At 41.1% G+C, this 25,902-nt stretch carries 30 protein-coding genes; 12 read left to right on the forward strand and 18 right to left on the reverse strand.

Translation table 11 applies throughout. The annotated features are described in order from the left end of the window. Positions 1-45 precede the first annotated feature (45 nt). A complete protein-coding gene (locus AAFF35_RS12510; RefSeq protein WP_342332847.1) occupies positions 46-894 on the reverse strand; it encodes a helix-turn-helix domain-containing protein in 849 nt (282 codons plus the stop codon). Positions 895-928: 34 nt separating this feature from the next. Here AAFF35_RS12510 and AAFF35_RS12515 point away from each other — a divergent pair, with 34 nt between their 5' ends. From AAFF35_RS12515 to AAFF35_RS12545, 7 genes are all read left to right on the forward strand, one after another. Next, on the forward strand, positions 929-1,762 hold the full coding sequence (locus AAFF35_RS12515; RefSeq protein ID WP_342332848.1) for a helix-turn-helix domain-containing protein: 834 nt from the start codon (positions 929-931) through the stop codon (positions 1,760-1,762). 94 nt (positions 1,763-1,856) lie between these two features. Next, complete coding sequence (locus AAFF35_RS12520; protein ID WP_342332849.1) at positions 1,857-3,083, forward strand: MFS transporter; 1,227 nt, start codon at positions 1,857-1,859, stop codon at positions 3,081-3,083. A gap of 36 nt (positions 3,084-3,119) precedes the next feature. Continuing rightward, a complete protein-coding gene (locus AAFF35_RS12525) occupies positions 3,120-3,920 on the forward strand; it encodes a siderophore-interacting protein (protein ID WP_342332850.1) in 801 nt (266 codons plus the stop codon). A 182-nt stretch (positions 3,921-4,102) separates the two neighbouring features. Beyond that, a complete protein-coding gene (locus tag AAFF35_RS12530) occupies positions 4,103-4,687 on the forward strand; it encodes a DUF4136 domain-containing protein (RefSeq protein WP_342332851.1) in 585 nt (194 codons plus the stop codon). A 385-nt stretch (positions 4,688-5,072) separates the two neighbouring features. Next, on the forward strand, positions 5,073-5,693 hold the full coding sequence (locus AAFF35_RS12535; RefSeq protein ID WP_342332852.1) for a DUF1062 domain-containing protein: 621 nt from the start codon (positions 5,073-5,075) through the stop codon (positions 5,691-5,693). Positions 5,694-5,843: 150 nt separating this feature from the next. Continuing rightward, a complete protein-coding gene (locus AAFF35_RS12540; protein ID WP_342332853.1) occupies positions 5,844-6,602 on the forward strand; it encodes a DUF2314 domain-containing protein in 759 nt (252 codons plus the stop codon). Between the two features lie 217 nt (positions 6,603-6,819). After that, entirely contained in the window at positions 6,820-8,055 is a 1,236-nt protein-coding gene (locus AAFF35_RS12545; protein ID WP_342327959.1) for an IS256 family transposase, read from the forward strand. A 34-nt stretch (positions 8,056-8,089) separates the two neighbouring features. Here AAFF35_RS12545 and AAFF35_RS12550 read toward each other — a convergent pair whose 3' ends face one another. The 17 genes from AAFF35_RS12550 to AAFF35_RS12630 form a co-directional block, all read right to left on the reverse strand. Further along, positions 8,090-8,644, reverse strand: coding sequence for an RloB family protein (locus tag AAFF35_RS12550; protein ID WP_342332854.1), 555 nt, complete (start codon positions 8,642-8,644; stop codon positions 8,090-8,092). A 1-nt stretch (position 8,645) separates the two neighbouring features. Continuing rightward, positions 8,646-9,971, reverse strand: coding sequence for an ATP-binding protein (locus tag AAFF35_RS12555; protein WP_342332855.1), 1,326 nt, complete (start codon positions 9,969-9,971; stop codon positions 8,646-8,648). Between the two features lie 528 nt (positions 9,972-10,499). After that, positions 10,500-11,387, reverse strand: coding sequence for a helix-turn-helix transcriptional regulator (locus AAFF35_RS12560; RefSeq protein WP_342332856.1), 888 nt, complete (start codon positions 11,385-11,387; stop codon positions 10,500-10,502). An 8-nt stretch (positions 11,388-11,395) separates the two neighbouring features. Next, positions 11,396-12,400, reverse strand: a complete 1,005-nt coding sequence (locus AAFF35_RS12565) for an aldo/keto reductase (RefSeq protein ID WP_342332857.1) — start codon at positions 12,398-12,400, stop codon at positions 11,396-11,398. A 78-nt stretch (positions 12,401-12,478) separates the two neighbouring features. After that, on the reverse strand, positions 12,479-12,943 hold the full coding sequence (locus AAFF35_RS12570) for a MarR family transcriptional regulator (protein ID WP_342332858.1): 465 nt from the start codon (positions 12,941-12,943) through the stop codon (positions 12,479-12,481). A 42-nt stretch (positions 12,944-12,985) separates the two neighbouring features. Beyond that, positions 12,986-13,348, reverse strand: a complete 363-nt coding sequence (locus AAFF35_RS12575; RefSeq protein ID WP_342332859.1) for a VOC family protein — start codon at positions 13,346-13,348, stop codon at positions 12,986-12,988. A 111-nt stretch (positions 13,349-13,459) separates the two neighbouring features. Continuing rightward, complete coding sequence (locus AAFF35_RS12580; protein WP_342332860.1) at positions 13,460-13,663, reverse strand: KTSC domain-containing protein; 204 nt, start codon at positions 13,661-13,663, stop codon at positions 13,460-13,462. Between the two features lie 3 nt (positions 13,664-13,666). Continuing rightward, positions 13,667-14,074, reverse strand: coding sequence for a hypothetical protein (locus AAFF35_RS12585; RefSeq protein ID WP_342332861.1), 408 nt, complete (start codon positions 14,072-14,074; stop codon positions 13,667-13,669). A 63-nt stretch (positions 14,075-14,137) separates the two neighbouring features. Further along, on the reverse strand, positions 14,138-14,356 hold the full coding sequence (locus AAFF35_RS12590) for a hypothetical protein (protein WP_342332862.1): 219 nt from the start codon (positions 14,354-14,356) through the stop codon (positions 14,138-14,140). A gap of 94 nt (positions 14,357-14,450) precedes the next feature. Further along, positions 14,451-15,554: an alkene reductase gene (locus AAFF35_RS12595; RefSeq protein ID WP_342332863.1), complete on the reverse strand. Its 1,104-nt coding sequence runs from the start codon at positions 15,552-15,554 to the stop codon at positions 14,451-14,453. A 29-nt stretch (positions 15,555-15,583) separates the two neighbouring features. Next, entirely contained in the window at positions 15,584-16,477 is an 894-nt protein-coding gene (locus AAFF35_RS12600; RefSeq protein ID WP_342332864.1) for an NAD(P)H-binding protein, read from the reverse strand. Positions 16,478-16,730: 253 nt separating this feature from the next. Continuing rightward, positions 16,731-17,480: a pirin family protein gene (locus AAFF35_RS12605; protein ID WP_342332865.1), complete on the reverse strand. Its 750-nt coding sequence runs from the start codon at positions 17,478-17,480 to the stop codon at positions 16,731-16,733. A 26-nt stretch (positions 17,481-17,506) separates the two neighbouring features. Beyond that, the gene (locus tag AAFF35_RS12610) at positions 17,507-18,451 is read right to left on the reverse strand and encodes an NAD(P)-dependent alcohol dehydrogenase (RefSeq protein WP_342332866.1); all 945 of its coding nucleotides are present in this window, start codon (positions 18,449-18,451) and stop codon (positions 17,507-17,509) included. Positions 18,452-18,736: 285 nt separating this feature from the next. Continuing rightward, a complete protein-coding gene (locus AAFF35_RS12615; protein WP_342332867.1) occupies positions 18,737-19,474 on the reverse strand; it encodes an AraC family transcriptional regulator in 738 nt (245 codons plus the stop codon). A 174-nt stretch (positions 19,475-19,648) separates the two neighbouring features. After that, positions 19,649-20,014, reverse strand: a complete 366-nt coding sequence (locus tag AAFF35_RS12620) for a YtxH domain-containing protein (protein ID WP_342332868.1) — start codon at positions 20,012-20,014, stop codon at positions 19,649-19,651. 11 nt (positions 20,015-20,025) lie between these two features. Then, positions 20,026-20,469: a hypothetical protein gene (locus tag AAFF35_RS12625; RefSeq protein WP_342332869.1), complete on the reverse strand. Its 444-nt coding sequence runs from the start codon at positions 20,467-20,469 to the stop codon at positions 20,026-20,028. 4 nt (positions 20,470-20,473) lie between these two features. Continuing rightward, positions 20,474-21,037 carry a type 1 glutamine amidotransferase domain-containing protein gene (locus AAFF35_RS12630; RefSeq protein WP_342332870.1) on the reverse strand — a complete coding sequence of 188 codons (564 nt, stop codon included), beginning with the start codon at positions 21,035-21,037 and terminating at the stop codon, positions 20,474-20,476. A gap of 185 nt (positions 21,038-21,222) precedes the next feature. Between AAFF35_RS12630 and AAFF35_RS12635 the strand changes: the two genes are divergently transcribed. The 5 genes from AAFF35_RS12635 (at position 21,223) to AAFF35_RS12655 (ending at position 25,826) form a co-directional block, all read left to right on the forward strand. Continuing rightward, positions 21,223-21,948 carry a LytTR family DNA-binding domain-containing protein gene (locus AAFF35_RS12635; RefSeq protein ID WP_342332871.1) on the forward strand — a complete coding sequence of 242 codons (726 nt, stop codon included), beginning with the start codon at positions 21,223-21,225 and terminating at the stop codon, positions 21,946-21,948. Further along, entirely contained in the window at positions 21,941-23,854 is a 1,914-nt protein-coding gene (locus AAFF35_RS12640; RefSeq protein ID WP_342332872.1) for a histidine kinase, read from the forward strand. Before AAFF35_RS12635 ends, AAFF35_RS12640 begins: the two co-directional genes overlap by 8 nt. 89 nt (positions 23,855-23,943) lie before the next feature. Beyond that, positions 23,944-24,393: a hypothetical protein gene (locus tag AAFF35_RS12645; protein WP_342332873.1), complete on the forward strand. Its 450-nt coding sequence runs from the start codon at positions 23,944-23,946 to the stop codon at positions 24,391-24,393. A 17-nt stretch (positions 24,394-24,410) separates the two neighbouring features. Next, positions 24,411-25,109: a hypothetical protein gene (locus AAFF35_RS12650; RefSeq protein WP_342332874.1), complete on the forward strand. Its 699-nt coding sequence runs from the start codon at positions 24,411-24,413 to the stop codon at positions 25,107-25,109. Between the two features lie 54 nt (positions 25,110-25,163). Further along, positions 25,164-25,826: a DUF1266 domain-containing protein gene (locus AAFF35_RS12655; protein WP_342332875.1), complete on the forward strand. Its 663-nt coding sequence runs from the start codon at positions 25,164-25,166 to the stop codon at positions 25,824-25,826. Positions 25,827-25,902 lie beyond the last annotated feature (76 nt).

A 25,902-nucleotide genomic window follows, 5' to 3' on the forward strand; every position in this document is an offset into this window, starting at 1 on the left:
CCTCAGGTAATAGACATACTTCCTATAAGATTGTAATTTTTTCCCTTAGGCGATTTGTTTCTTATTTCTGTATCCAATGGGAGAGTAGGAAGTGTGCTTTTTGAAAAAGTTGCTGAAGTAAGCCGGGTCTTCAAATCCCAGTTCATAGGTAATTTCTTTGGAAGATTTGTCTGTGTAGTATAGTAGTCTTTTCGCTTCAATGATGATCCGTTCCTGGATGATCTGAATCGGGGTCTTTTGCTGGAATAAGGCAAAGAGATTGGACAATGTTTTGGGCGATCTGTTGAGTTGTTGTGCATAGAAGTTTACAGAATGTTCATTGTGAAAATTGCCTTCTACGAGTAAATTGAATTTACGGATGATATTGAACCTATCGTTCTGCATTTTTGGGTCCGGGAGGTATGCTGATTTGGCCAGCTGGGTTACCGTAATGATCAGTCTTTTTAATAACATGATCAGCATATCGTTCTGCACATGGTCGGAAGTGTTCATTTCTGAAATGAACATATGGAGCAATAATAACATTTTTTCCTGTGCAGCTTCATTCAGATTGATGAACAGATTCTGGCCTATGGCAAATAGAAATCCTACGCAGCTCACTTCTGCATCATGGTCTACCATACAGTAAAACTCCCTGTTGAATTGCCAGGCTACGACATCTGCACTACGATCAAAAAAGAAAGACTGATTGAACATCAGGGGTAACACAGACTGCGCCGGAAATACCATTTCTTCCCCGTCAATCGTTACGGTCTGCTGCTCAGCACGGTTCCAGACGATCGTGAAATATTTATTGTCGCGGTCTTTGCTATAGAACAGCCGGTCAAAATATTGCTCCGCGTTTAGGAGCAGGAGATGGCCGCCGGAATTGGAATCAGTGAGGTGTAATTTCATTTCAGGTAAAAATAAATGATTATTTTTACAGTTTATGAAAAAACAATCCATCCCCATACATGTAGCCGAACTGGAAGAGAATGGTATAGAAATCCATCCGATCAGCAATAATATCGAACCTTACCAAATGCCACATAGGGACGATCATTACATGTTCATCATTCAGCAAACCGGTTTTATGTTATTGGAAGTGGATTTTAAGGAAGTGGCCATACCCGGCGCTTCGCTATGTTTCGTTGCTCCCGGTCAGGTACATCGTTACCTGAGTTACGAAGATGCTCAGGGTTGGTTGATGTTTGCAGACACGAGTTTGCTTTCCGTTCAGAGCAGGGACATCTTCAGTGCCTATTTTAATGCCGGCCAAATCGCTACAGTTGAGAAAGATGATGCGGTATTTAAACTCCTGCCCTTATTGGAGGAGGTAGTTGGTAATGCCTTAATGCCATTGCGCGAAAAATTGATCAGTTCGCTTACCGACAGCCTGACCTCACTGATCGCTTCCAGCATCCTCAAGTCCCAACAGGTTAGCCATGTGATCGGAGGACAAAAATACAACACGGTGATCCGGTTTAAGAAACTGGTAGCGGAAAAGTACAGCGAATTGAAACAGGTCAAAGACTATGCGGAATTGCTCCATCTTAGTCCGCTTTACCTGAATGAAATCACGAAGGAAATTACCGGATTCCCTGCAAGTTACTGGATCAGTCAGGAGATTATTCTGGAAGCCAAACGCATGTTGTATTATACAACCCTTGATGTAAAACAGATCGCTTATGCGTTGGGATACGAGGATCATGCCTATTTTTCCCGCTTTTTTAAGAAACATGTAGGGATGACCGCCCTGACCTTTCGGAGTGTAAAACCGTGATTTGTCCAATCATAACCCTTGTCTGACTATCTTTTGAGAATGGTCGGCCTCTTAATTTTGTAGCCGTATAATAATTCATAACATACGTTACAAAATGAAAGAAACAAATAACATTACTTTAGTTATCGAGGGTACTCAGCCCCAGATTAACCACACCACAATTCAAACCGAACAGCGTTTTCAAAAAATAATCATACCCATTATTGTTTCGGTTTTTGCGATATATCTTACTATAGGCATGACCTTGGGGATACTTCCTAGCTTTGTGAAAAACGAATTGAAATTTAGCAGTCTCCTGGTAGGGGTAGTGATCGGGATACAATTTTTATCTACCTTATTAACCAGGGCATACGCAGGCAAACTTACCGACACTAAAGGTCCAAAGCTAAGCAGCAAAATTGGTATACTGCTGATCATCTTGTCCGGTGTCGTCTATCTGATTGCGGGATTTTTTAGTCAGCTGGCGTTGGCCGCTTTAGGATTGATCATACTCGCGAGGATTGTTCACGGAATCGCAGAAAGTTTATCCATTACGAGTGCATTAACATGGGGAATCGGATTGGTTGGCACCCAGAAATCGGGAAAGGTGATGACCTGGAACGGGATTGCCATGTATGCCGGAATAGCGATAGGTGCGCCCATGGCCATCTGGATGAAAAACTCTTTTGGCATTTCTTCGGTGTTTTTTACGCTGATTGTACTCTCTGTAATCAGCTGGCTTTCTACAATTCAGCTTCCAACTTTGCCGGTAGACGCTTCTCATGTCAGGACGCCATTTTACAAAGTGATTGGTCTCATCGCCGGACAAGGGCTCGGACTGGCTTTTTCCTCTATTGGATTTGCCTGTATCTCTTCCTTTATCTCCTTGTTATTTGCTGCAAAAAACTGGGGCAATCCATCCATGGCTTTTATGATATTCGGGATGTCTTACATTCTGACCAGGGTCTTTTTCTCTTCTTACCCTGACAAGTTTGGGGGATATAAGGTTGCGCTGGTATCCCTGCTCATCGAGGCTGCAGGCCAGCTTTTGATCTGTTTATCATTAACAGAAACGATGGCGCTTTTAGGCTGCGCGCTTACCGGAGTTGGGTTTTCGCTCATCTTTCCTGCACTCGGCGTACTGGCGATTAAAAAGGTAGCACCGCAGATGAGGGGAACAGCCTTAGCAGGTTATGCCGCATTTTTTGACCTCTCTTTGGCACTTGCAGGACCGATTGCAGGACTCATCGCAGGTTGGTTCAGTTATCAGGCGATTTATTTATTTGGCGCCATTAGCTGCCTGCTTGCCTTATTCATCGTGTTTTCAAATAAAAATAAGTAAAGCCTGGTTTGTCTAAGAAACCTGTAAAAATTCATTATGGAAATAGTAAAGAAAAAGGGCATACGCTCCGTGTTCAGCGTAAAGGAAAAAATCTTCCTCAGCCCACATTATATCCGGATTATCTTTGATATGACGGAACAGCAAGTTCAAAAGTTTGCTCAGGCACAGATTGGTGCACACAATAAAATATTTATCCCTGCAGCCGGTTCAAACGAGGTTCTGTTTCCGGATGATGCAGAAGTAAGCGGGAAGCCGGCTTCGGTAAAAAGAACCTATACCACCAGACATATCGATCTTTTGAAAAAGGAATTATGGATTGATTTCATCGATCATGCGGACCATGGCCCGGCCTCTTGCTGGGCAAGCAGGGCGGTTGCCGGAAGCAAGCTGGGAATTGCCATGAAAGCCGGTGGCAGGCCACTTTTTCCAGAGAAAGCAGTGTATTTCTTTGTAGGAGACAGCACTGCAATTCCGGTCATCGCTGCAATGATGGATCAATTGCCTACGCATGTACAGGTTAAAGTGATTCTTGAAGTATATGGACCAGAAGATGAATTAAAGCTGTCTTCCAGGGCCAATGCGAGCGTTAACTGGGTTTACAATCAGCAACCAGATATGGGCAGTCAGCTTTTTGAACTGGTTCGGGATTTAAGCTTAGCAAACCACCAAAGCTTCTTCTTTTTCGCAGGTGAATTTGAGCCTGCGAAAAAGGTCCGGCAACACTTTAAGGAGACACTAGGTTGGATACCTGCCAATTATTCGGTGGTTTCCTACTGGAAAAAGGGCGCATCAGAAGATGAATCCTCTTTAGAACGTTCCGAAGACAGACGTTCCTAACTTGTTGCGTTTTTATCCCTATTGATCTTCTAAACCCGCTCAGGCGGGTTTTTTATTTGATGGTAATTTCAATGCTGATTAATCTTTTTCAAACCATTATAGTCCAATACGTAGGAGCGACCGGGAAACATCCGGTCAGAAGTTAGCATGGGGATTTCTACTTCACACAAATAGAAAAAGTAATGAAAAAGCAAATTTTAATCTTGTTGGGGCTGCTGGCTATATTGTCCTCCTGTTCCAGCTACAACTATTATTCAGTCAGCAATAAAAAGCTGAATGACAAATACCGTACTTATGCCTGGCTGCCGGAAGGTAAGTCCAAAGCTTCGAATATCTATGATAATGATGTTGCAGCAGATAAAATTGTAGAAGCGGCAAGCGCTGCGCTGGACAGCAGAGGTTTTACGCTGAATAATCAGAAACCAGATCTGCTGATCAGGTATACTGCTGTGGTGAATAAAGAAACCAAGTCTTATAACGAGCCTGTGTATTATGATCCTCCGGGAAGATATGTTCCGCGTGTAGGGGTTCACCGTGGCCGTGCTTTTTACTATTATGCATACCGTAATCCCTTTCCTGTTTATGTAGGTAATGAACAGCGAACTGTAAATGTAAAGCAGGGGAGTATCATGATCGATTTAATTGACCGCAAGAGTAAAAAGGTGATCTGGAGGGGTTGGGCCGAAGGAGAACTGAATAATCCGGAGAAAGCAATTAATCAATTGCCGGAAGTGATTGCGAACATTTTCAAGAAGTTTCCAGTTTAAAAAGGGGTTGATGCCCTCGGATATTTACATCCAGTGCTTTATTGGTCAGGACCATTAGCGCACTGGATTTTTTTTACAATGTATCACCTTCAATAAAAGGGCAGCTTGTATTTCCTGGAAGGAATTTCTAAATAATTTGGTTTGATTCCAAAAAAATGTAATACATTTATTTAATTACTTACTAATAACTGTGTTTTGAGAAACCGCCCTTTTAACTTAGCAGCTTAATAATAACCGTTATAACCGCAGGTTATTATTTCTATTCATTCAGGCTTTCTGCCTGAATCGGTTTTTTATACCCTTAATTTATTTATGGTCAGCTTGTAATGCCCCTGTTTGCAGGGTGTTCTACAGCTTATCGTCAAATCATTTTTTGATTAGAAACATGCAAGTTGTTAAGAAATTAACCTGGCAGGTTATACCTGTCAATACCCCCTTATATAAGAAAAAATGCCCTAAATGCAGAAATAGTAACCTCTATTATAGCAGCAATAAGTTCAGATTAAACGCACAAAAAAAGAACATTGATGTGTGGTTGATTTATAGATGCCTGAACTGTGATACCAGCACTAATATCACCATCTTGTCCCGTACCAAACCTGGATTAATAGATAAAGAGCTATTCCAGAAATTCAATGATAATGATGAAGAAACGGCATGGAAATACGTATTTGATGCAGATACCATCCGACGAAACAGGATGGAGTTCGATTACAGTAATGTTGAATACGACATTATCCATGATCCTATTGCGCTCCTGGAGATCTGTAATATGGAAGCGGATGTGATTGAATTTGAAATAAGATCCAGATTCAACCTTGATTTAAAATTGACTCATGTCATTAGAAAATGCTTCGATATTTCGCTAAACCGATTGGAGGAAATGTTAAGTGCAGGTGTAATTGTTGTTTTACCTGAATGTGCGGTGAGAAAATGTAAAGTGAAAAATGGAATTACCCTTACTGTGCCTATTGAAAAGCTGAAGGCATATTTAGGGTTTTACTAAAACCTACGAAATTCCCGGTGAACGCTCCTTTGGAGGGTTCACCGGTTGAACATTAGCCGGTAGCGCATTTAAATACATAAGAAATAACTAAATTGACCGTTAACCGTATAATACCTGGAATAAATAAAAAATACTAATCACAGCTTAATTATGACCGATAAACTAACTTTTTTTTCCGAAGCGGATAATCCTGAAATGATCGCAGCTTTTCATAAAGCACAAGAAACATTCAAGTATTTCTGGAGAGAACTCTCCTGGGAGTTTCGCAGGATTGTCCCTGCACTTGATCTGGCTTGTGTAAAAGTAGCTTTCATGGAAAATGTATCTTATCAGGCAGCACCTATCGTGGAGCATATGTGGATTAATGACGTGGAGTTTGATGGATATGTGATTAGCGGTACACTCGCAAATGACCCGAACGAACTCTCGAACGTTAAAAATGGAGACTTTGTTGAAGTGCCCTTAAATCAGATTAGTGATTGGTTGTTCACCAGTGGCGGAAAAACCTATGGAGGATTTACCATACAAGTATTAAGAGCTGGCATGGATGAAGAGGAACGCATAGGACATGATCAGGCCTGGGGATTAGACTTTGGCGATTATAACGATGTTTCCGTTGTTTACGAACAAAAAGAACATCCTGAAAATCTCATGGAGCATCCGATGAGCATCAATATGAAAGATAAGTTAGCCGCGTTTATTGGAGAACATCCGGCAGAACTGAGCAAGCAGGATCAATCAGGATATACGATTTTACATAGAGAGATTGTGGCAGGGAATAAGAGTTCTGTAGAAGTTTTACTGCAATTGGGCGCTGATAAAAATATAAAGACCGGTAAAGGGAATTCCGCATTGGACCTCGCTAAACAGGTAGGATGGGAAGAAATTATTCCGATGTTCGAAAACTAGCAAATCCTTCCGGATCCTATTGTAGAAAAATTGATCGCCCCATCACTTATGGGGCGGTTTTTTATATTATTATAGTATTTTATTGGGAATTGTCTTTTAATTCCTGAAAGTACCATTCGAAAAATTTAAAGGTTTCCGCTCTGGGAAAAAACTCTCCCTTTTCGAGGGTGTTTCACAAACTGTGTCAATAGTGTAACTTTAAACTATCGACATAATTATGGCAACACAAGAAGACTTTGATTTCGAAAGCTTCAAAAAGGAAGCTATAGCTGGCTTATATGCCGGCAAGAAAATGACTGGCACGGATGGGGTACTAGCCCCGATGATGAAACACTTTCTGGAATCTATGATGACCGGAGAGCTGGAGCACCACATTTCAGAAAGTAAGCTAGCCGGTCAGTCCAACCGTAAGAACGGGAAAAGTAAGAAGACGGTTCGCAGCTTGAGCTCGGGAGAGTTTGAATTGGAAACCGGTCGGGACCGCCTGGGCACTTTTGACCCTAAGGTTGTCCCCAAACGCCAACTGATCATTACAGAAGAACTGGAAGGGAACATCCTCTCGATGTATGCAATGGGGATGAGTACGCGTGCTATGCGTGATTATATCCAGGAAATGTACGCCATGGACATTTCTGCAGCTGAGATCTCACGCATTACTGACAGCGTACTACCAGCCGTGCAGGAATGGCGCAACAGACCCTTAGAAGCAGTTTACCCCTTTGTCTTCCTGGATTGCATGTTCTTTAAGGTCAGGGTAAATGGTGTAGTGGAAACCCGTGCAATCTACAATATCCTGGGTGTGGATATTGAAGGCAAAAAAGATGTTTTGGGGCTTTATACGGCTGAAAACGAAGGCGCCAAATTCTGGCTTTCGGTACTCACTGATCTAAAAACGCGTGGTGTTGAAGATATCCTGATCGCCTGCATTGATGGACTAAAGGGCTTCCCTGAAGCTGTAGAGGCTATCTTTCCAAAGACCAGGGTACAGCTTTGCATTGTTCACCAGATCCGCTGTTCTATGCGCTATGTTCCTGAGAAAGATAAAAAGGCAGTAATGGCCGATATGAAGCCAATCTATCAGGCGAATAATGAACAGCTGGGATATGAAAAATTGCTGGAGTTCGAAGAGAAATGGGGGACGAAATATCCCCTGAGTTGTAAGTCCTGGCTGGACAACTGGGTAAACCTTTCTGCATTCTTTGAATACGATCAAGGGATCCGTAAGATTATTTACACCACCAATCCGATTGAGGGCGTACACCGCCAAATCCGCAAAATTACCAAGACCAAGGGGGCTTTTTCTTCTGAGCAGGCACTGATGAAACTCATGTATCTGGTCATCAAAAACATCAGTAAGAAATGGACGATGCCAATCCATAATTGGGGACCGGCATTTTCACAACTTTATATTAAATTTGGTGACAGAATTCTTCAAGAGAATAAAGGATTCTGAGAGGCGTTAATTTTTGAAACTGACACAGTTCATGTTACACTCCCCCCTTTTCGTTCCTGTTTATTTCTAATTTGGCTGCATTTGGGATGGCTGATGTTTTCAGCTTTTCCTTATGAGTCGCATAAAGTCGAGCTGCAGTTTGAAATTTTTCTGATTTATCATAACCTTTTATATAGTTCTTCCTTTTGATCTCATCACTGACCTGATCGCAGTTAGTAAAGTTTTTGCCAGTATCTACAAAATGAAGTAAGATCCAGATTTCAAAACAAGGGTTGTTTTCGAGGATAATTACTCCCTGCTTCTCCGCTTTTTCCTTGTGAAGTTTGTATGCAATTTGTTGGTGATCCTGAATGATTTTGTCCATATCTATAAGCGCATATACTCTGGAATGGTCCTTGCTAAGTTCCATAGCACGATCCAATACACCGATATAACTACCCAGTTTTTTAGGGAAATCAGGAGCTATTGTTAAATTCTTGGGCCTATCTGTCTGTCTTACATCCGCAAAATATATACGTTCTGTCTCACCGTCTCCCACAAGTGCTACAGATGCTCTGACCTTTATTTTGGGTCTTTTGTCTCTCGCCATATTAGGGGTTATTAGGAAGATAAGGTGATCCTAAATTTGGCTTGGCGCCAAGTCTTCCAGCTTTATAAGCATTTATTAAGCTTGCATCTTTCCTTAAGGTTGAGGTGTCAAAATCGGCGGCAGAATATAGTGTTACTTCTCCATCAACACTTTTTTCGCTAAACCAAAGTGCATCCCAGCGGATGAAATCTGTATCAGCCATTAGAGATAAGTTGTGTGTTGTGATTAGAAGTTGAGAGCCATTAGAATTTAATAAAAACATTTGTAGGAAGTATTTCATCAGATCAGGATGAAGTGAGCTTTCCAGTTCATCAATCCATTTAAAATGATTCCCATAAATCAAATCATAGAGTTCTCCTCCAAGGTTAAAGTATTTCTGTGTGCCGCTGCTTTCCTTTTGCAAGGATAGTTTGTATTGCCGACCCTGACTTGTTTGATGTATGAAGTCGATTTCGATTTCAGAATTATCTATAATGGTATTTCTAAGATCTTTAGCCATTTTTGATAAACTCATCTTTAGGCTCAATGCCAGTGTTGGCAATATACTATTTGCATTGAGTATTTTTTTTGCTTGATTTTGCAAGTTAGGTACATGTATGGATAGAATCTGACTGTCGGCCCTATTCATGAAATCATTCATCCAGACCTTAAATTTCTTGTCAGTGTTGATTCTAATTGCATTGGAGTTCGCTGCGTTAATGCCGAATTTAGCATCATTAGCAAAAGTATCATTAGCCCATTTTTTTAGTTTGGACAGTTCATTGATATCCACGTTTGTTTTTGTGAAGGCACCTAGAACACTGTTATTGTGAAGGGTATTGCTTTCCAGAAGATCTTTTTCTCTTGCCGGTGCTTTGATCGTGCTTCCAAATTGAATTTTAGTAAGCAGTTTCTCCATATCTGTTTCCCTGGAAAAGAGTAAAGCAGGTTTAGGTCTTCTGTAAAAATTGAGTTTCTCCTGTATAATAGCTTGCTTATTAAATGTCACCTCGTAAACATATCTAATGCTATTAGAATAAAAAGAGAGTTCAAAAAAGGAATTTATGTCTAATGGGGCTTCACAAAATAAAAATGGGTCGAAATCAAGTTCCTCATCTTTAGTTGTTAGTGGCTCCAATAATAGCTTTTTGAGGAATGCAAATGCATTTAAAATAGTGGTTTTTCCGGATGCATTCGCACCATAAATGTATGCAAGTTTTAATAACCGTCTTCCATCATGCATTTCAATTTCATAAGCATCTTTTTCTATGCCATCAGCCACTTCAAAGCTGATTTCTACTTCATCTTTGATTGGACCAAAATTCCTTATTTTTAGATAATGTATCATTATGATGCCTTGATTTACGGTTTATCTTCAAATTTAGCGATTATATTTGATTTTGAGTAATTGTATTTCTATGCCTATAGATTCTAGAGTATCAATTATTGATGGCTCTTTGTATTTATAAAATTTAAAATATGGTTTCTTCGTTAGAATTTCTGCCATATTCGTAACACCGTGAAATGGGAGTAGATAAACCGCCTTATAATTTTAATGAGGCGGTGTTTTACTTTTATAAAATCTTTAGTTAATTAGGTATATATAAAAATAATCTTTTAAATCCCAATATGGTCTGTTTTGTGGGGTGTGTATTAATTGACTGATTAATAGGTGTTTGTGTTGATTGTTGTGTGGTTTTTTTCGTAACTTTATGTTCATATAGGCTTGTTACCTTTACAGTAGATATGGAGATAGTATCATGGAAATTAACTACACCATTTCTGTGACGGGATTACTAGCGGTTCTGATCCATTACATTTTGAACTGGATTGTTTTTATGCTTTAGAAAAACTTTGCTTGAAAACCAGGATCCTTTCAGTTAAAAGCCTGACGAAATTCCAGCGGCGATAAATTCGTCTTCTTTTTGAAAAGCGTGCTAAAGGATTGCGCGTGCTCAAAGCCTAAGGAATAGGCAATCTCGCTAACCGAAAGACTGGTCGTGGAAAGTTTTTCTTTGGCTTTCGCGATCAGTTTTTCATGAATGTGCTGCTGTGTGTTCTGCCCGGTATGAACCCGAAGCAGGTCACTCAGGTAGTTCGGCGAGAGGTTCATCTGTGCAGCAATATATTGTACCGTGAGCAAACTCTGTACCTCGCTGTTAAAGTAGTCATCGATCAACTGCTCAAACCTCGTCAGCAGCGCTGAATTGTTATTCTTGCGGGTTAAAAACTGCCGCTCATAAAAACGGTTGGAGTATTTTAGCAGGCTCTCGATCTGCGTCAGAATGATCTCCTGGGTATGCTTATCGATATGCTGGCACTCCTTATCAATTTTATGGAGGATCGTGATCAGGTCATCTTCTTCCTCCGCCGACAGGTGCAGCGCTTCATTAACCGCGTAATCGAAAAAACCGTAGTGATGAATGCTGTTCGCCAGTGTATGCTGTAACAGGAAGTCCGGGTGAAAGATCAGGAGATAACCGGACCCGCATTCCATATTTTGCAGGTCCAGTTGTTGCACCTGGTTAGGTGCGGTAAAACTCAATACTCCTTTATCGTAATCATAATGCTGTTGTCCGTACCTGATCTTACCTTTGGCTTCCCGTTTGAGCGCTACACAATAAAAGCGGTTAACGAAACTCTTCCAGATCTCGTCTTCCAAAAAAACACTTTCCGCCAGATTGATCACGCTCACCAGCGGGTGGCGAGGTTCTGTTAAGGACAGCAAACGGTGAAATTCTGATATGGAGTTAATGGCGTTCATAAACAAAACTAATCAATTAAACCCATACTGAACTCATCATAAGGCGCGCCGGTATCCGTACCTAAAGGCACGATGTTTTCCAGTTGTGACAGGTCCGCCGGAGTCAATACAATCGTTGTTGCCGCAATGTTTTGCTCCAGGTACTTCCGGCGCTTCGTTCCAGGAATCGGCAGGATACCTTTGCTCATGATCCAGGCCAAAGCCAGCTGCGAAGAAGTGACCTGCTTAGCTTCAGCCATTGCTTCGATCGCTTTCACCAATTCTATATTCTTGTCAAACTGCAGGCCCTGGAAACGCGGGATTGCCCTGCGGAAATCATGCTCAGGCAAATCATCGATACTTTTGATCTGTCCGGATAAAAATCCACGGCCCAGCGGGGAGTAAGCTACAAAACCGATACCCAGTTCCTTTAAAGTGGCCAAAACCCCACGTTCTTCCACCGTCCGCTCGAACAAAGAATACTCGCTTTGTACGGCGGTGATCGGGTGTACGGCATGTGCCCGCTTAACCGTTTCAGAAGAAACTTCCGACAAACCGATATAACCTACTTTACCTTCCTGAACCAGCTCAGCCATTGCCTCCACTGTTTCCTCGATCGGCGTATTTTTATCCAGGCGGTGCAGGTAATACAGATCAATGTAATCCGTATTCAGATTTTTGAGCGAACGCTCCAAAGATTTCTTTACATAGTCTTTCTTACCATTGATGGCCCAGGTTACCTTATTGTCATCATCGATCTCCCAGCCAAACTTGCTCGCTAAAATATACTGATCACGTTTGCCACTGATCGCTTTAGCGATCAACTGCTCATTCTTCAGCGGTCCGTACAGATCGGCAGTGTCTAAAAAATTACCGCCTAACTCCAGCGAACGTTGGATCGTCGCGATGGCTTCCTGCTCATCCGCAGGACCATACATATGTGCCTTTTCAAAACCCGTCATGCCCATACAGCCCAGGCCGATCACAGGCACAACCAAACCCTGGCTGCCCAATGCTATTTGTTTTATTTCCATGATCCAAAGGTCGCTAAGCCAAATCGTGCGCATGTATGCAAACCCCTGAAGCTTGTAAGCAAATCAAGGAATGATTTTTTATATTTCTTTAGTGTTCTGTTCGATCAGTGCCGCCATCTTTGAATTAAAGGTGGTCAGATCTGTTCCCAGCTTATCAAAGAAATCCATATCGGCGGTTTCTACAGAGACAATGGCTTTTTGCAGTACGCTTTCTCCCTCCGGGGTCAGTCTGATGGTCTTCGCCCTGGTATCTGTTTTATGTTCATGGCGGGTGATGAATTTCTTCTCTTCCAGTGTCCTCAATACTTTTGACACCATCATCCTGTCGGCATTGCCCTGGTTGGCGATATCGACCTGCGTTACCTGATCACTTTCCCTGGATAACCAGGCCAGTGCACAGAGCAGGGCGAACTGGGTATGCGTCAGGTCTAAAGGATCTAAGACCCGCTTTTGTTTCCGCTGCCATAACATGGTGAGCTGTCCGAGCAGATAACCTGGGCTGTCTTCCGGCTTTTTAAAATGAAATTCAATTTTTTTGGACATCGTCTCAGCTTTTCTTGTTGCAGATAAAATTCAGTACGGGAATTAGTTTGATTTTAGAAAGGTGATGTTGTATCCGTCCGGGTCTTTGGCAATCAGGATCCTCCCGAAAGGTGTGGTCTGAACTGGTCCCAATAGTGTTACCTCCTTTGCCAATAACCGGGCCTGCAGGTCCTCTATTTCCTCCTCAATTGCGAACCAGAGTGAAGCACCGACGCCCAGTTCTTTTCCTTCCAGGTTGGCGATGGGCGTTCTGATGGCAAAACTTGCCTCGCCCTTGTTGTAGCTAAAAACACAGGCCTGTGGGTTGGGTATTCCTGCTTCTTCAAAACCTAGTTTTGTGGTGTAAAATTCTTTCGAGGCTTCCAGATCCCTGACTTGCAGGGACGCAAATTCTAATTTTCTCATCGTGGATATTCTTTTGTTGTCGCAAATATAGTATTCGCGACAACAATATCCTAATCTTTATTTAATTCTAAACAAATTACCCGCTCGAGGTATTTCTAGGGCACATGTGTTTTAATGCTTCCTGATTTTTCTGTATTTGAATTTATTCCGGATGTGGTGATTAAAGTACCTTCCTTTTGATCCCGCTGCTTTTAGCATCGTAAATATCTCAGGAGGAACATTCGCGTACCTGTACTTTAAGCCGGATACAAATGTGATCAGCAGTGCAGTTGAATCCTGGTCGTAATCAAAGCTTTTAATTACACTTGAAGGCATGGGTTATGAATGTTGGTCCACTACTATAATTTTATCGGATTTTAATTTATCCTCCTGCTGTTTGGCAATTATTTTTTCTTTTTTGAGGTCGATGCGAATGATGTTATATAAGCTCATGTAAACATTTGCGATCCATATTATTGAGAAACCTGAGATCAGATAACCTCTCCAATCAGGGTACAGTAGTTTGTATTGTGTGATGATCAGCAGGAGTAGGGTTACATAATGACTGAAGCAGTACTCACAAGTGAACATGTAGCAAATTTTCCTTACCAGAATATACCGGCTCTTTTCAGACTGGTTTGAAAAAAACACCTGTGCTTCTTTAAATATCTGTTCTTTTGTGACCGTCCAGGCGATGCAGGAAACAGGCAGTGCCAGGATGAAAACCCAGTATATTTTATCTTCCATGAGGTATGTATTTGCTATTTATATAAAAGACACCGGCGGTTAACCGGTGTCCTTTTTTTGTTTTTATATATCGGTGCCTGGAGTTGTCCCTGGCTCATGACTTGATCCCAGAGGTTTATGTTTCCGCTCCGGCCTGGAGACCAGGTTTGTTCTTCCCATATCTGCAATAGATGAAGTTTCGCCGTTATCTTTCTTTTTGTCATTAATGCGCGCTTCTGTTTCTTTATAAACAGTCTTTTTTTGCCCATAATCTTTTTTCTGATTACTTACCTTGTTGTTCATGATCGTAGATTTTGGTGAAAAATATATTTACGATATAGTAACAAGTCTGAACTGCTTATGGTTTTATCTGATGCTGATCGTTTTTATTTAAAGCTCAAACTATATCTCTTATGATTGGCATTTTTAGCGTAGGATAATCGATATAACCTTGTTTTCCACCACCGAACATCGTTGCCCTGTCTGGTTCATTAAGTGCTGAATCTTTTTCGAATCGTTCTGGCAGATCAGGATTTGCCAGAAACAGTGTGCCAAACGAGATGAGCCCCGCTATGCCCTTTTTAAGTTCTGCTTCGGCAGAAGCTTTATCATAGCCTGCGTTTGCAATAACCGTTTGCTGTATCATATTGCCAAACAATTCTATTTCATCATCTGCCGGATAGTGAGAAGGTGAGGGGAAGTATGGGCTGCGTTTCATTAATTCTACATAGGCAAAATTCAGTTTGTTAAGCGCTTCAATTAAATAAATGTAAGTGCCGGCAGGATCATCCAAAACCATGTTGCCATAAGGATGAAAAGGTGAAATCTTAATCCCTACCTTATCACCGCCAACAGCGCTGATTAATTGCTGCATTACTTCCAGCACAAAACGAGCTTTATTGGGAATGCTCCCGCCATATTCATCGGTTCTTTGATTGGCACTTTCCGCGAGAAACTGGCTTGGTAAATAACCATTTGCCGCATGAAGCTCTACACCATCGAAACCAGCTTCAATTGCATTTTTTGCTGCCTGCCCGTAGTCTTCAATCGTTTGCCTGATTTCGGTAATGGTAATTTCCCGGGGCGTTTCGTAATCTTTCAGACCTTCTGAAGTGAAATGTTGCATGCCCTGTATAGGTAGTGGAGATGGGGAAAGCGGTAATTTACCATCCCTGTCTATTGAATGTCCTGCACGACCTGTGTGCCAGAGCTGGGCAATGATCAGGCCTCCATGATCGTGTACAGATTTTGTGACTTTTTTCCAGGCTTCGATCTGCTCGCTCGTGTAAATGCCAGGTGTAAGCGGACTGCCAGTTGCTGCTTCACTAATCCTGATCGCCTCGGTGAATATCATGCCTGCACTCACTCTTTGCGTATAATATTGAACGGTCAAATCGCCTACGATTCCGTTATGATCAGCACGGCTTCTGGTCATTGCAGACATTGCCATTTTATTCTTTAATTCCAGATTTCCTAACTGTATTTTTTCTAATAATTTCATGATGCTTTTAATTTTATGGTTGGTCTTTGTTACGAATTGTAAAGTGGCAGGTAAACCTGATTTGCAAAATCCTCTGCTGTGGTAGGGCTGGTCGTATCGTCATCCCTTTTTTGATAATTCATAAAGCCGGTTTTAATTGCCGTTCCCATTTCAATCAGATTATCCACGAAATCAGCTGAAAAACCATTGCTTAAGAACGTCTGCTTAACCTGTTCAACCGGGAGCTGCACATATGGCAAATCAGGGTTGCCAATGGCTTTACCAATAATGCCGGTAAGCTCTCTATAGGTATAGTCTCTTGGTCCCATCACGGCATGGACACTTTTTCCGCTGAAGTCGAGGTTTGCCAAATGTCCGGCTGCAATTTTTGCCACGTCCCGTGTAGCCACCATCGGTATGGAATGGTCCCCGTCTGCTGCAGTACCATTGAAACCCATTTTTTTAACCAGACCTATCGTTCTCAGGAAATTTTCCATAAAATAGGCAGAACGGATGTGCAACACATTAACACCGTTCAGTTGGTTTAACCTGACTTCCTGTTCAGCTGTACCGCCCATTATGCCATTTCCTTCGTGCATATGAGCGCCAAGACTGCTCATGTTTACAATGTGTTTGATGCCTGAATTTTCGATGGCTTCAATCAGCTTACCGGTAACTTTTCTTTGGTAGGCCCGTGTATCCTCAGCCATTACATTATCTGGTAAAAGCACGAAAGCGCTGTCGGCATTTTTGAAGGCACTGGTCAGCATTTCTACATCGGTTATCGTTCCGGCAATTATTTCTGCCCCCTGACTGTGATATTTTTCTAACTTTTCGGTGTGTCTTGCTATTAATGTTACCTCATGTCCTTCGTTTAAAAGAATTTCTGAAATTTTACTACCCACCGTTCCAGTGGCGCCAAGGATTACTATTTTCTTTTTCATTTTAGTATTTTTAAATTGTTGTTGATGATTACTATGCAAAGATGTGGTGATTAAAAAAGTGAAACTTGTATCAGATCACTGTTCTTTCCAGGTCGTTCCGTTTTCCAGTTGCCCGGTTTTCAGATCATTTTTTATAATATCCAGCGCGCTTTTAAGCATCGATTTTACTGTTTTCATGAGTACCAGCCTAATTTGGAATCTCCAGTGTCTTTATGTGTTGGTCTGATTATCAATGTTCTTGTTCTCGTAGTAGCTAATGGAGATTGCCGCTATAACTTCCCTCGTCAAAATGGTGCGCATCTCTCTGCGTGATGAACAATATGACATCACTTGTTTCCATTGCGCGGAATGTTGGGCTTTCCATTTCAACCAGTGTACTTTCTCCTCCGATAAGAACCATGGTTTCATTGACGTTTATTTTTCCGTCAAACACATAGAAGAGGAAGACACAGTTTTCAGAAGGTGATTCGGGCAGAACAATTTCTTCGCCCTTCTCCAGTCGCAGGTCCATCAGCCAGGTATTGCTCCTTATTTGAAGCGGGAAATCATCACCTTTGCCTGCTATATTCCGCCAATGGTTCCTGCTGTAAGTTTCAGGCAATTGATGAAACTGAACTTGTGGAGGAAGATCCGCGGTTTCCGGCCTGATGAATATTTGCAGACCCTCTAAAACTCCGCCTTCTTCCAATACCTGCTCTTCGTGATAGAAGTTTGCTCCGGCATTCATCATCATTAGTCTCTGGTTTGAGATCACATCCGTGTATCCTTCAGTGTCGAGATGCTTAACATTGCCGCTTCTCAGATAAGTGAGAATCTCATCATTTTGGTGTGGATGCATGGGGATCAGTGTCCCTGGAGTTATCCGCGCATGGTCAATCCTTCCGATTGTGGAAAAGCCAGTATCGTTTAACCGGGGGAGGATAAGCCCAGGGTATAAAATTTGTATTCCAAAGCCACCATGCTGTTTACCGTATTTGATGGTATTGTCTATTTTTGTTAGCATTATTCTGTTTATTAAGTGTGGCGCTTTTAACTTATTTCTACGACAACTTTTCCGATGTAACCGCCTTGTTCAGCATACTCATATGCTTCTTTGTACCCCGCGAATGGGAATTTTTTATTGACTTCAATCTCTAACCCGTTCTTTAGTGCGCCTAGTAAAATAGCTGTGTATTTAGTGGAAGGACTGGAGAGCATTACAATGTGCTTTTGGGAGGTAAACAGGTTTTTAAAAAGTGAGAGCGGGATCTCAATCGGTTTTGGTGTTGGGTTCAGGAACAGGGCCTTAGGTTTCATTATCTGTCTGGCGTTTTTGTAACCCATTTTTCCTGACAGGTCGATCACAATGTCGTAAGTGGCTTTACTGGTCAGCACATTTTCCCTGGCATAGTCTATCACCGGATTTGCTCCCCATTTTTTTGCAAATGCCATTCCTTTGCTGCTTGTAACTGCAGTTACGTTGGCACCCCGTTGTTTTAATAATTGAAGTAAGAACATTCCGAAACCTCCGGTAGCTCCATTGATCAGAATGTTGGTTTGGGCGTCGATAGTACCCATTTTTTCCAAAGCAGTCATCGCTGCAGTACCAACTATGGGAATGGCAGCAGCTTGCGCAAAGCTGATGTCAGCAGGCTTTTTCCAGATCAGGGAAGATGTCAGGACGACGTATTCAGCTGAAGCACCTTCTTTCATGATATTTTTTACTACACCAAAAACTTCATCGCCTTTTTTGAAGCCTGTTACAGAAGGCCCGATATCTTCCACGATGCCAGCGAAATCAGCACCCGTGTACTTTGGGAATTTTGAGCCCGACATTAATGTCATTTCACCTTTCCTGATTTTCCAGTCCATGGGATTGATGGAAAATGCTTTTACTTTGATCAGCACCTGATCTGATTTAAACGCAGGTTTTGGTTGTTCTACAATTTGCAACACCTCCGTGGTTCCGAATTTTTGATATACTATTGCTTTCATGATATTATTTTTAATGGTTTAAAATGATATCACAAAGTTGTAAATAGCCAGATCGTCAAACTTGTATCAGATCACTGTTCTGTATCAAACAAAGGTGTTTTGAGCAAATGCACAACAATGCCAGCGGGGGCCGGAAGGAAGATAAAAGGCGACAATAATAACGGTAACGGAGCATGAGGCCAGAAGAAAGCGAATGATTATATGATCTTAATATAAAATCACTAAAGGAGTTAATGAGGACAAGGCTTTTAACGAGGCAAATGACGATCAAACACAATTAGCAGGCTAATAAATTTCAATTAAATCACTATTGTGCTTCAGGGCTTTAGGCGGCATTCCAAACATTTCATACATGTATTTATTGAATTGAGGGAGGTCATAAAAGCCGGTGTCATAGGCAATATCGGTAAGGCTTCTGTCTTTGTCGGACAGTGTGATATAAATAGCCTGGCGCAGTCTTGTCCATAGTAAATATTTGGATAAGCTGCTACCAGTTTGTTCCTTAAAGAGTGAGGCCAAACGGGATGGCGAAAGAAAAACTATATCGGCAAATGTTTGTGGCGTTATATTTTGTTCAAAATAGTTAGCCTTGATATATTCGACTATTTTGGTAACCCTTTCATCATATGCTATTGAAGGTAATTTAGAGAGTAAGGTATCCACTATCTTGTGGACATCTAAGCTGTCCTTTGGGGTCTGAAAGAATGCATTTGTTTCCTGTGGCGAATCAAAAACAGCATAATCCTGATTTTCATTAAACCTGCCTGCCAGTTCTAAACCAATATTTGAGTAGGGTTCTATATTTAAAACATTTAATGTTCCTTTTTCTGCAACACAAAAATGGGAAACATGAGGCTTGATCAAAAAACCGTGAATACGCTCATAAAGTATTCCATTGATTGTTGAATTAAATGGAGTATCGTTTGAGAAAACGATTTGGTAGGCCGAATGACGATGAATTTCTACGGTGAGGTTACGGGCTTTGAGCGCAAGAATAAACGGGTTATTGTTCTGTTTTGTCATATTGCTAAATTCGAGATGTTGCAGGTCGGGAATTTACAAATTATATATCCGGATATTCTATTTTTATGCTGTAAATATCACATTCAGGCATGGTGGCCAGAGCCATATTCAAGAAGAAGCCCTGCTATTTTATTTTAGCAAGGCTTCTTTATTTTTTATCTGTCTGTTTAACGATTACTCTTCGATCAACTGTTTTTTCCAGTTTGTTGTACCGGCCGAAGGGATGGTAATTTTAGTCGGGTCTTTACGGTTGCTTTCTGAACCTTCCAGCTGACTTGCATGTTCCCTTACCGTTTCACGAAGATCAGTGATCTGTTGGTCGTCCGATTCGTTAGTCGTTACGGTGTTGTTTTTCCGGAATTGGCCAAAGAGAGCCCGTACAGCTGTGCTTAGCTTAGTTCTGGATCGTTTGCCGGAATCCGGTGCGAATAAAACAGCAATAGCAGCACCTGTGGCTAAACCGATCAGTCCGGCAAAAGCCGTTAAGCTTTTGTCCTGATGATTACTTAACGTGGAGTCGATTAACTTTTTATAATTCATAAGATGATGATTTAGGATTTTTTAAACAGCGTGATTGCCAGGCCCGTTACCACAGCGCCCAACAGGTAGTAACCTACGGTGAGTACTTTTACTTTGGTATTTCTGGCCACCGGGTCTGAGTCAAGCCCCATGGGTTCTGGTAATGTAATTGCACCTATTCCGGCACTGAGGCCCATCACCGCAACTTTTGGCCATAAATATCTCCGGTCGCCGGCCCCGATGAGGCTATAATAAAGGGCATTACCTACAATATCTCCAGCAAGGGTCGATTTGTATAAAGTGTCCTTATCACTGATGTTTCCACCGAAGTAGCGAATCGTTTTTTGCAAGGCATCTTCGCCCAGCAAATCTACCCTCGGCATATCAGGACTTGTTTTCTTCAGGCTTTCATGTAAAGCGTTCAATGCGATGGCTCCGGCAAGGCCGGAGACCAGGTTTTTAATTTTACTCATCATATGATTAAGAATGTTGTCCCTCATGAACGCCCTCTGCAAACTCCTCTACGATTTTATCATTAAAAGCGGGAAGATCTTCCGGGCTCCGGCTCGTCACCAGGCCTTCATCAACAATTACCTCTTCGTCGTACCAATCTGCTCCGGCATTCACCAGGTCTATTTTTATGGTTTTTGTGGAAGTTAGTTTTCTGCCTTTCACCACCTCTGCGGTGATGAGCACCTGTGGGCCATGACAAATCGCTGCTACCGGTTTTCCCGCGCTGAAAAAGGCTTTTACAAATTCAATCGCTTTCTCATTTTTTCTGAGTGAATCCGGGTTCAATACACCACCTGGAATCAGCAGTCCGTTGTATTCATCCGGATTTGCTTCGCTGAGGGTTTTGTCTACCTCCACGTAAATCGTCCATTCGTGATCGCCCTTCATGGCTTGTATCTTTCCCGGTTTAGCTGAAATGATATGAACGGTAGCGCCTTCTTCTTTTAACCTTTGAACCGGGCTTGTCAATTCTGTTTCTTCAAAGCCATTTTCCGATAATACGGCAATGGTTCTATTGCTCAATTGTCCCATAATACTATTTTTTGTTTTACGTCGGTATGTCCTATAACTACAAGTGCGCTTCCCGAATGGTTTTTTATTTTTTGAATAGTGGCCCTGATGGGGTCAATTGCAGCAGGGGGGTGCATAAAAAGTAATTAACAACAAAGCAGGTTAGCTTTGTCTATAAATGCCTATTTTTATTTTTTTTTGCACGAATGGCTAAAATTTTTATCGTCGAAGACGAAGCGGAAATACGGGAAGAACTGATACAATTAGTTAGTGCGCGGACTCATGATGTTATCGTAGGGGCCTGCGGCTCGATAAAAGAAGCATTACTACTCCTCCCATCTGCGGCTCCGGATATGGTATTGATGGATATAGAACTTTCTGATGGCCAGAGTTTTGAAATATTGGAGCGCCTTCCTTCAACACCTTTTTCGGTAATTTTTGTAACTGCCTATGCGCATTATGCACTACGTGCCATCAAGGCGGGGGCATTGGATTATCTGTTGAAGCCCGTAAAGGAAAAGGAATTGTATGATGCCCTCGATAAAGCCAGCTTGCGACCTAATGTCTTGCATGCGGTACAAAAGGAAATCCTCTTCGATAAGCAATCGACAAGGTTGGTATTGAAAACCCTAAATGAAACGTATTTTGTGCGCCATTCCGATATTCTATATTGTAAGGGAGATGGTGGCTATACGACCTTCTTTTTACTTGATGGCAGAGAAATTACAACAAGTACCACACTCAAAGAATATGAAACCTTGTTGCCGGAAGGTCTGTTTCTGAGAATTCATAAATCTTTTCTGATTTGTCTAAACTTTATTATTTCGTACCATCATGATGGCTTTGTTTTTTTACAAGGTGGTATACAAGTGCCTGTATCTACCCGTAAGAAAGATGTATTGATGCAAAAAATGACAATTAATAATGCCTAATAAACCCTTGAAGATCTCCTGCCTACTCTCTATTTGGCTAATCATTACCCTATTTATCAGCTGCGGGGGCCCTTCCTCTCCGCGAATCAATCAAAGCCAGTTACTGGATAGCTTATCTGAGCAGATAAAACTAAGTAAACAGCCTAAAAAAGCAATACCACAACTACAACAATTAATAAAAGAAAATCAAACGGATAGCGTCATACTTAGCCGGGCTTATTTTTACCTCAGCTATTGCTTACTTAAAAATAAACAAGACTCTGCTTCGTTTGATATGGCCCAAAAAGCTTTAACTATATTGCCGTTGTCGGAAAAAAATGGAGCCCAGGCAGCTACCAATTTCTATTGGATGGGCTATCTTGAGCAAAAAAAAGCGCAATATTATGCGGCAACCTATTACTACACACAAGCGGCATATCTTATTGATGCTGGCAATTTGAAGCTCAGTTTTCCAAAATCTTCCGGTATTATTTTATTATGGGCATCACAACTCAACAGTTTCAATAACAGACTGGATTTATCTAATAGATTTGCCAGGAAAATACTCTTTCTTTTGAAAAAAGATACCAGTATGTTGGCAAAAGACTTGTCTATATCCGCGAATTTATTGCTTTCACTAGGGCATTTAGATCAAAAAGGACTGGCTAATGACTCCGTTCGATTCTATTTAAATCAGGCCACAGAATTAAGAAAGAAAACCAAACTTGCCCGTATAGATTACAATTATTATATATCAAAAGCAAAAATATTTTACGAAGGTAAAGAATTAGATTCTGCCCTTTACTATCAATTAAAAGCCTATAAAGCAGATACCTCCAATGCTTTTATGGCCTACAACAATCTATTGGGCATTTATGTAAACCAGCATCAATTGTCAAAAGCACATGTGGCAGAGCGTGAAGTTACCAAGCGGTTAAGCCAATCTGATGCAGATAATTACCTGATGTATCTGGAGAATAAGATCGCGTTTGCTATCGTTCGTGGCGATAATAAAAAGGCACAATCGTCATTTGAAGCGTATGTTCAAAAAAAGAATGAGAGAGAGAAAAATGAAAACCGAAAAGCAGCAAACGAAATATCTTCGCTCTATAAAACAGTGCAAAAAGACCAACAAATTGGTGCATTAAATAAAAACATAGGTAAGATAAAGGGACAATTGGAGTTGAACAGGCTCTGGTTGGTGGTGATTATCCTTTTTTCAGGATTGCTATTTGCGATGATATTATTACTGTTTTTAGACCGAAGGAGAAAACAACTCATTACCGAAAATAAGCGGGTTTCAGATCTTAATGTCAAACTTGAATTGGAACAAAGGTTGTTGCGGAGCCAAATGGACCCTCATTTTATTTTCAATTGCTTAGCGGGTATTCGTGCTTTGGTCCGGCAAGAGAAAACTCAGGAGACCCTCACTTACCTGGATCATTTTTCCGTTTTGATGCGAGAGAAACTAACTGCAGGTAACCAACGAAATATTGACCTGAAATCTGAACTGGACTTTCTGGAAAACTATTTAAAGCTGCAGCAAATGAGGATGCCAGGCAAATTCGACTATGCATTTGAATTGGACAATGAGGTTGCCAATATGTTTGATGAAATAGAGATGCCGGCAATGTTGCTTCAGCCATTTATAGAGAATTCTATTTTACATGGATTTAAGAACATCAGTTATAAAGGTCATATACACGTATCAATGGCCATTAACAAGGAGGTTTTAAAGATCATCATTAAGGACAATGGCGTTGGTTTGGATACCACTGATCAGCCCACCCATACTTCGCGTGCCACCCAAATTGTAACAGAACGAATTCAGCATTTACAAACTGAAGGTTTAGGAGAGGCTAGACTTTCGATGAATTCCCAGGCGGATGCTCCTGGCACAATTGTCACTTTACGGATTCCGGTTTAAGTGTAGCGCTCGTTAACTGAAAGCCTGCACTTCTTTATCGCCTTGTCTACCCTAGATTTTATTTCTTTTATTTGAAACAAAAAATAGATATGATGAAAACAATTATTTTAACTGCATGTATTGCGTTTGCAAGCTTAAGTTTAGTATCTGCAAAAGCAAAAATCCCTATTTGTATTCCCTGCGAATCCATAGAAACTGTGCAGGAATTACCCAAAGATTCTGAGATTGCAAAACTGATAGGGAAAAATGTAAACGTAGCCTATATGTACAAACAATACGGAGCGCTTTGGATGTCTCTTTGGAATAGTGATGGAAAATATGTGTTGAGCGATGAGGGTAACACCAGCTATTTAGAAGTTGATGCACAAATGGCCAAAATATTAAAGGAAAAACATAATATCGATATAGAAACTGCAGGAAGCCCCTTGTCTTTTTGGAAAAAAACAGGCGGAAAACTGGTGTTCTTAATCATTGCAGGTATCATTGTTTATGGAGTGATCCCTTCAAAAGATAAAGAGGTAAAACCTGTCAAAATTTAACATACCTGATCATTCTTATGAATCCTTTATATTTAATCCCCGTAATTGTAATAATTGCTGGTGTGTGCTACATGGTGTATATGAACGCTCAGCACAGTAGTGCAAAATCCGAAATCAATTTAGAACAGGAACGCAGCAGATATGATATTTACAAACAAGAGCTGTTAAATGAAGATTTTGCGAAGCTAAAGCAATGGATGAAAGACAAGCCTATTGATGCTTTTACAGGGGCATCCGTACCGCAATCTACCAGTAATAAATTACAGGAAATAGTGAGCGATGGCGTGAAAAACATCGCGTTATCTGCCATTGGACTAAGACTACGCAGGGTAGAAACGGATTGTTTTTGGGTATTAAGCGGCAAAGATTTACATTTTCTAAGCACCAATACAGAGGGCGATTTAGACGAACATATTATTTTTGACACCTTTAGAATAGCCGCTGCCAGCTTGCAATACTCAGGTGTATTAAAATCGCAATTGGGGGTATATTCACAAGCTGCCGAAGAATATCTACCTAAAGTGCATCTCATTACATTTAACATTGATGACAGTTCTTTATCCCTCGAAATTCACGACCGGGTAAATTACACACCTGGTCCTGCCGATATGTTAAATATGAAAAAACAACTGGCTACCCGAGCCAAATACCAGGTAGTAGGCGAGAAACTTGTGGACATTTTGCAAAGTAGGTTTAGCAATTTAAAAACAACCTAAACAACTATGAGCAACTTTTTTAAAGTTTTCAATGCCCTATTCAAAGAATTGAGCATGAATAAAAATGGATTGAACGGCTATGATTTAGATTGTTTACTCGTAAGTTCCATGTATGCCGAACAACAATCGGCATACTTAAACTCTTATGAAACAGGACTTAGTCTATCTACTATCAAAAAATTGGTAGAAGAATATTGGGACGTTTATGATAGAGATGATGCCCTGAAAATATTGATAGACCTGCTCCACAGAAACGAAGACGAATACGTAGATTTTGTGTACCAAGCTTTAGAAGATGAAAGCAATTATGAAGCGCTTTTAAAAGCGAATCTGCCAACCGATGAAGGTGCTTTTGAATATTATTTAGATCTGTATAGAAACTTAGGCAACGCCATCCCAGAGCTGATAGAAGCAAATGTAATCAGCCATTTTTCTGAACTTAAAAAGATAAAAGACAGCGGTTGGAATCTTGGCAGGGCCGCATTTTTAGCCCGTTGCTGTTTTGAACTAGGCCATCTTTCAGAAGAAGAACTTAAAGATTATTTAGGTAAAACGCATACTGCTTTAAAGAAGTACTGCGGCACCTGGAGAGAATATACCATAAGCTATATTTTTGGCAGATCGATTTGGGGTGGGGCCAATAATGCCGGCATGATATCCATTGCAGATACTTTGTTAAACAATGATAAAAGCCCTTTGAAGAATAAAGCATTGTGATCAACTATAAAAAGAGCAGAGCAAAACAACGCCCCATCATTTTATTGATGAGGCGTTGTTTTGCTTTATGTAGTTG

The organism is Pedobacter sp. FW305-3-2-15-E-R2A2 (assembly GCF_038446955.1).
In the GTDB taxonomy this organism is placed as follows: domain Bacteria; phylum Bacteroidota; class Bacteroidia; order Sphingobacteriales; family Sphingobacteriaceae; genus Pedobacter.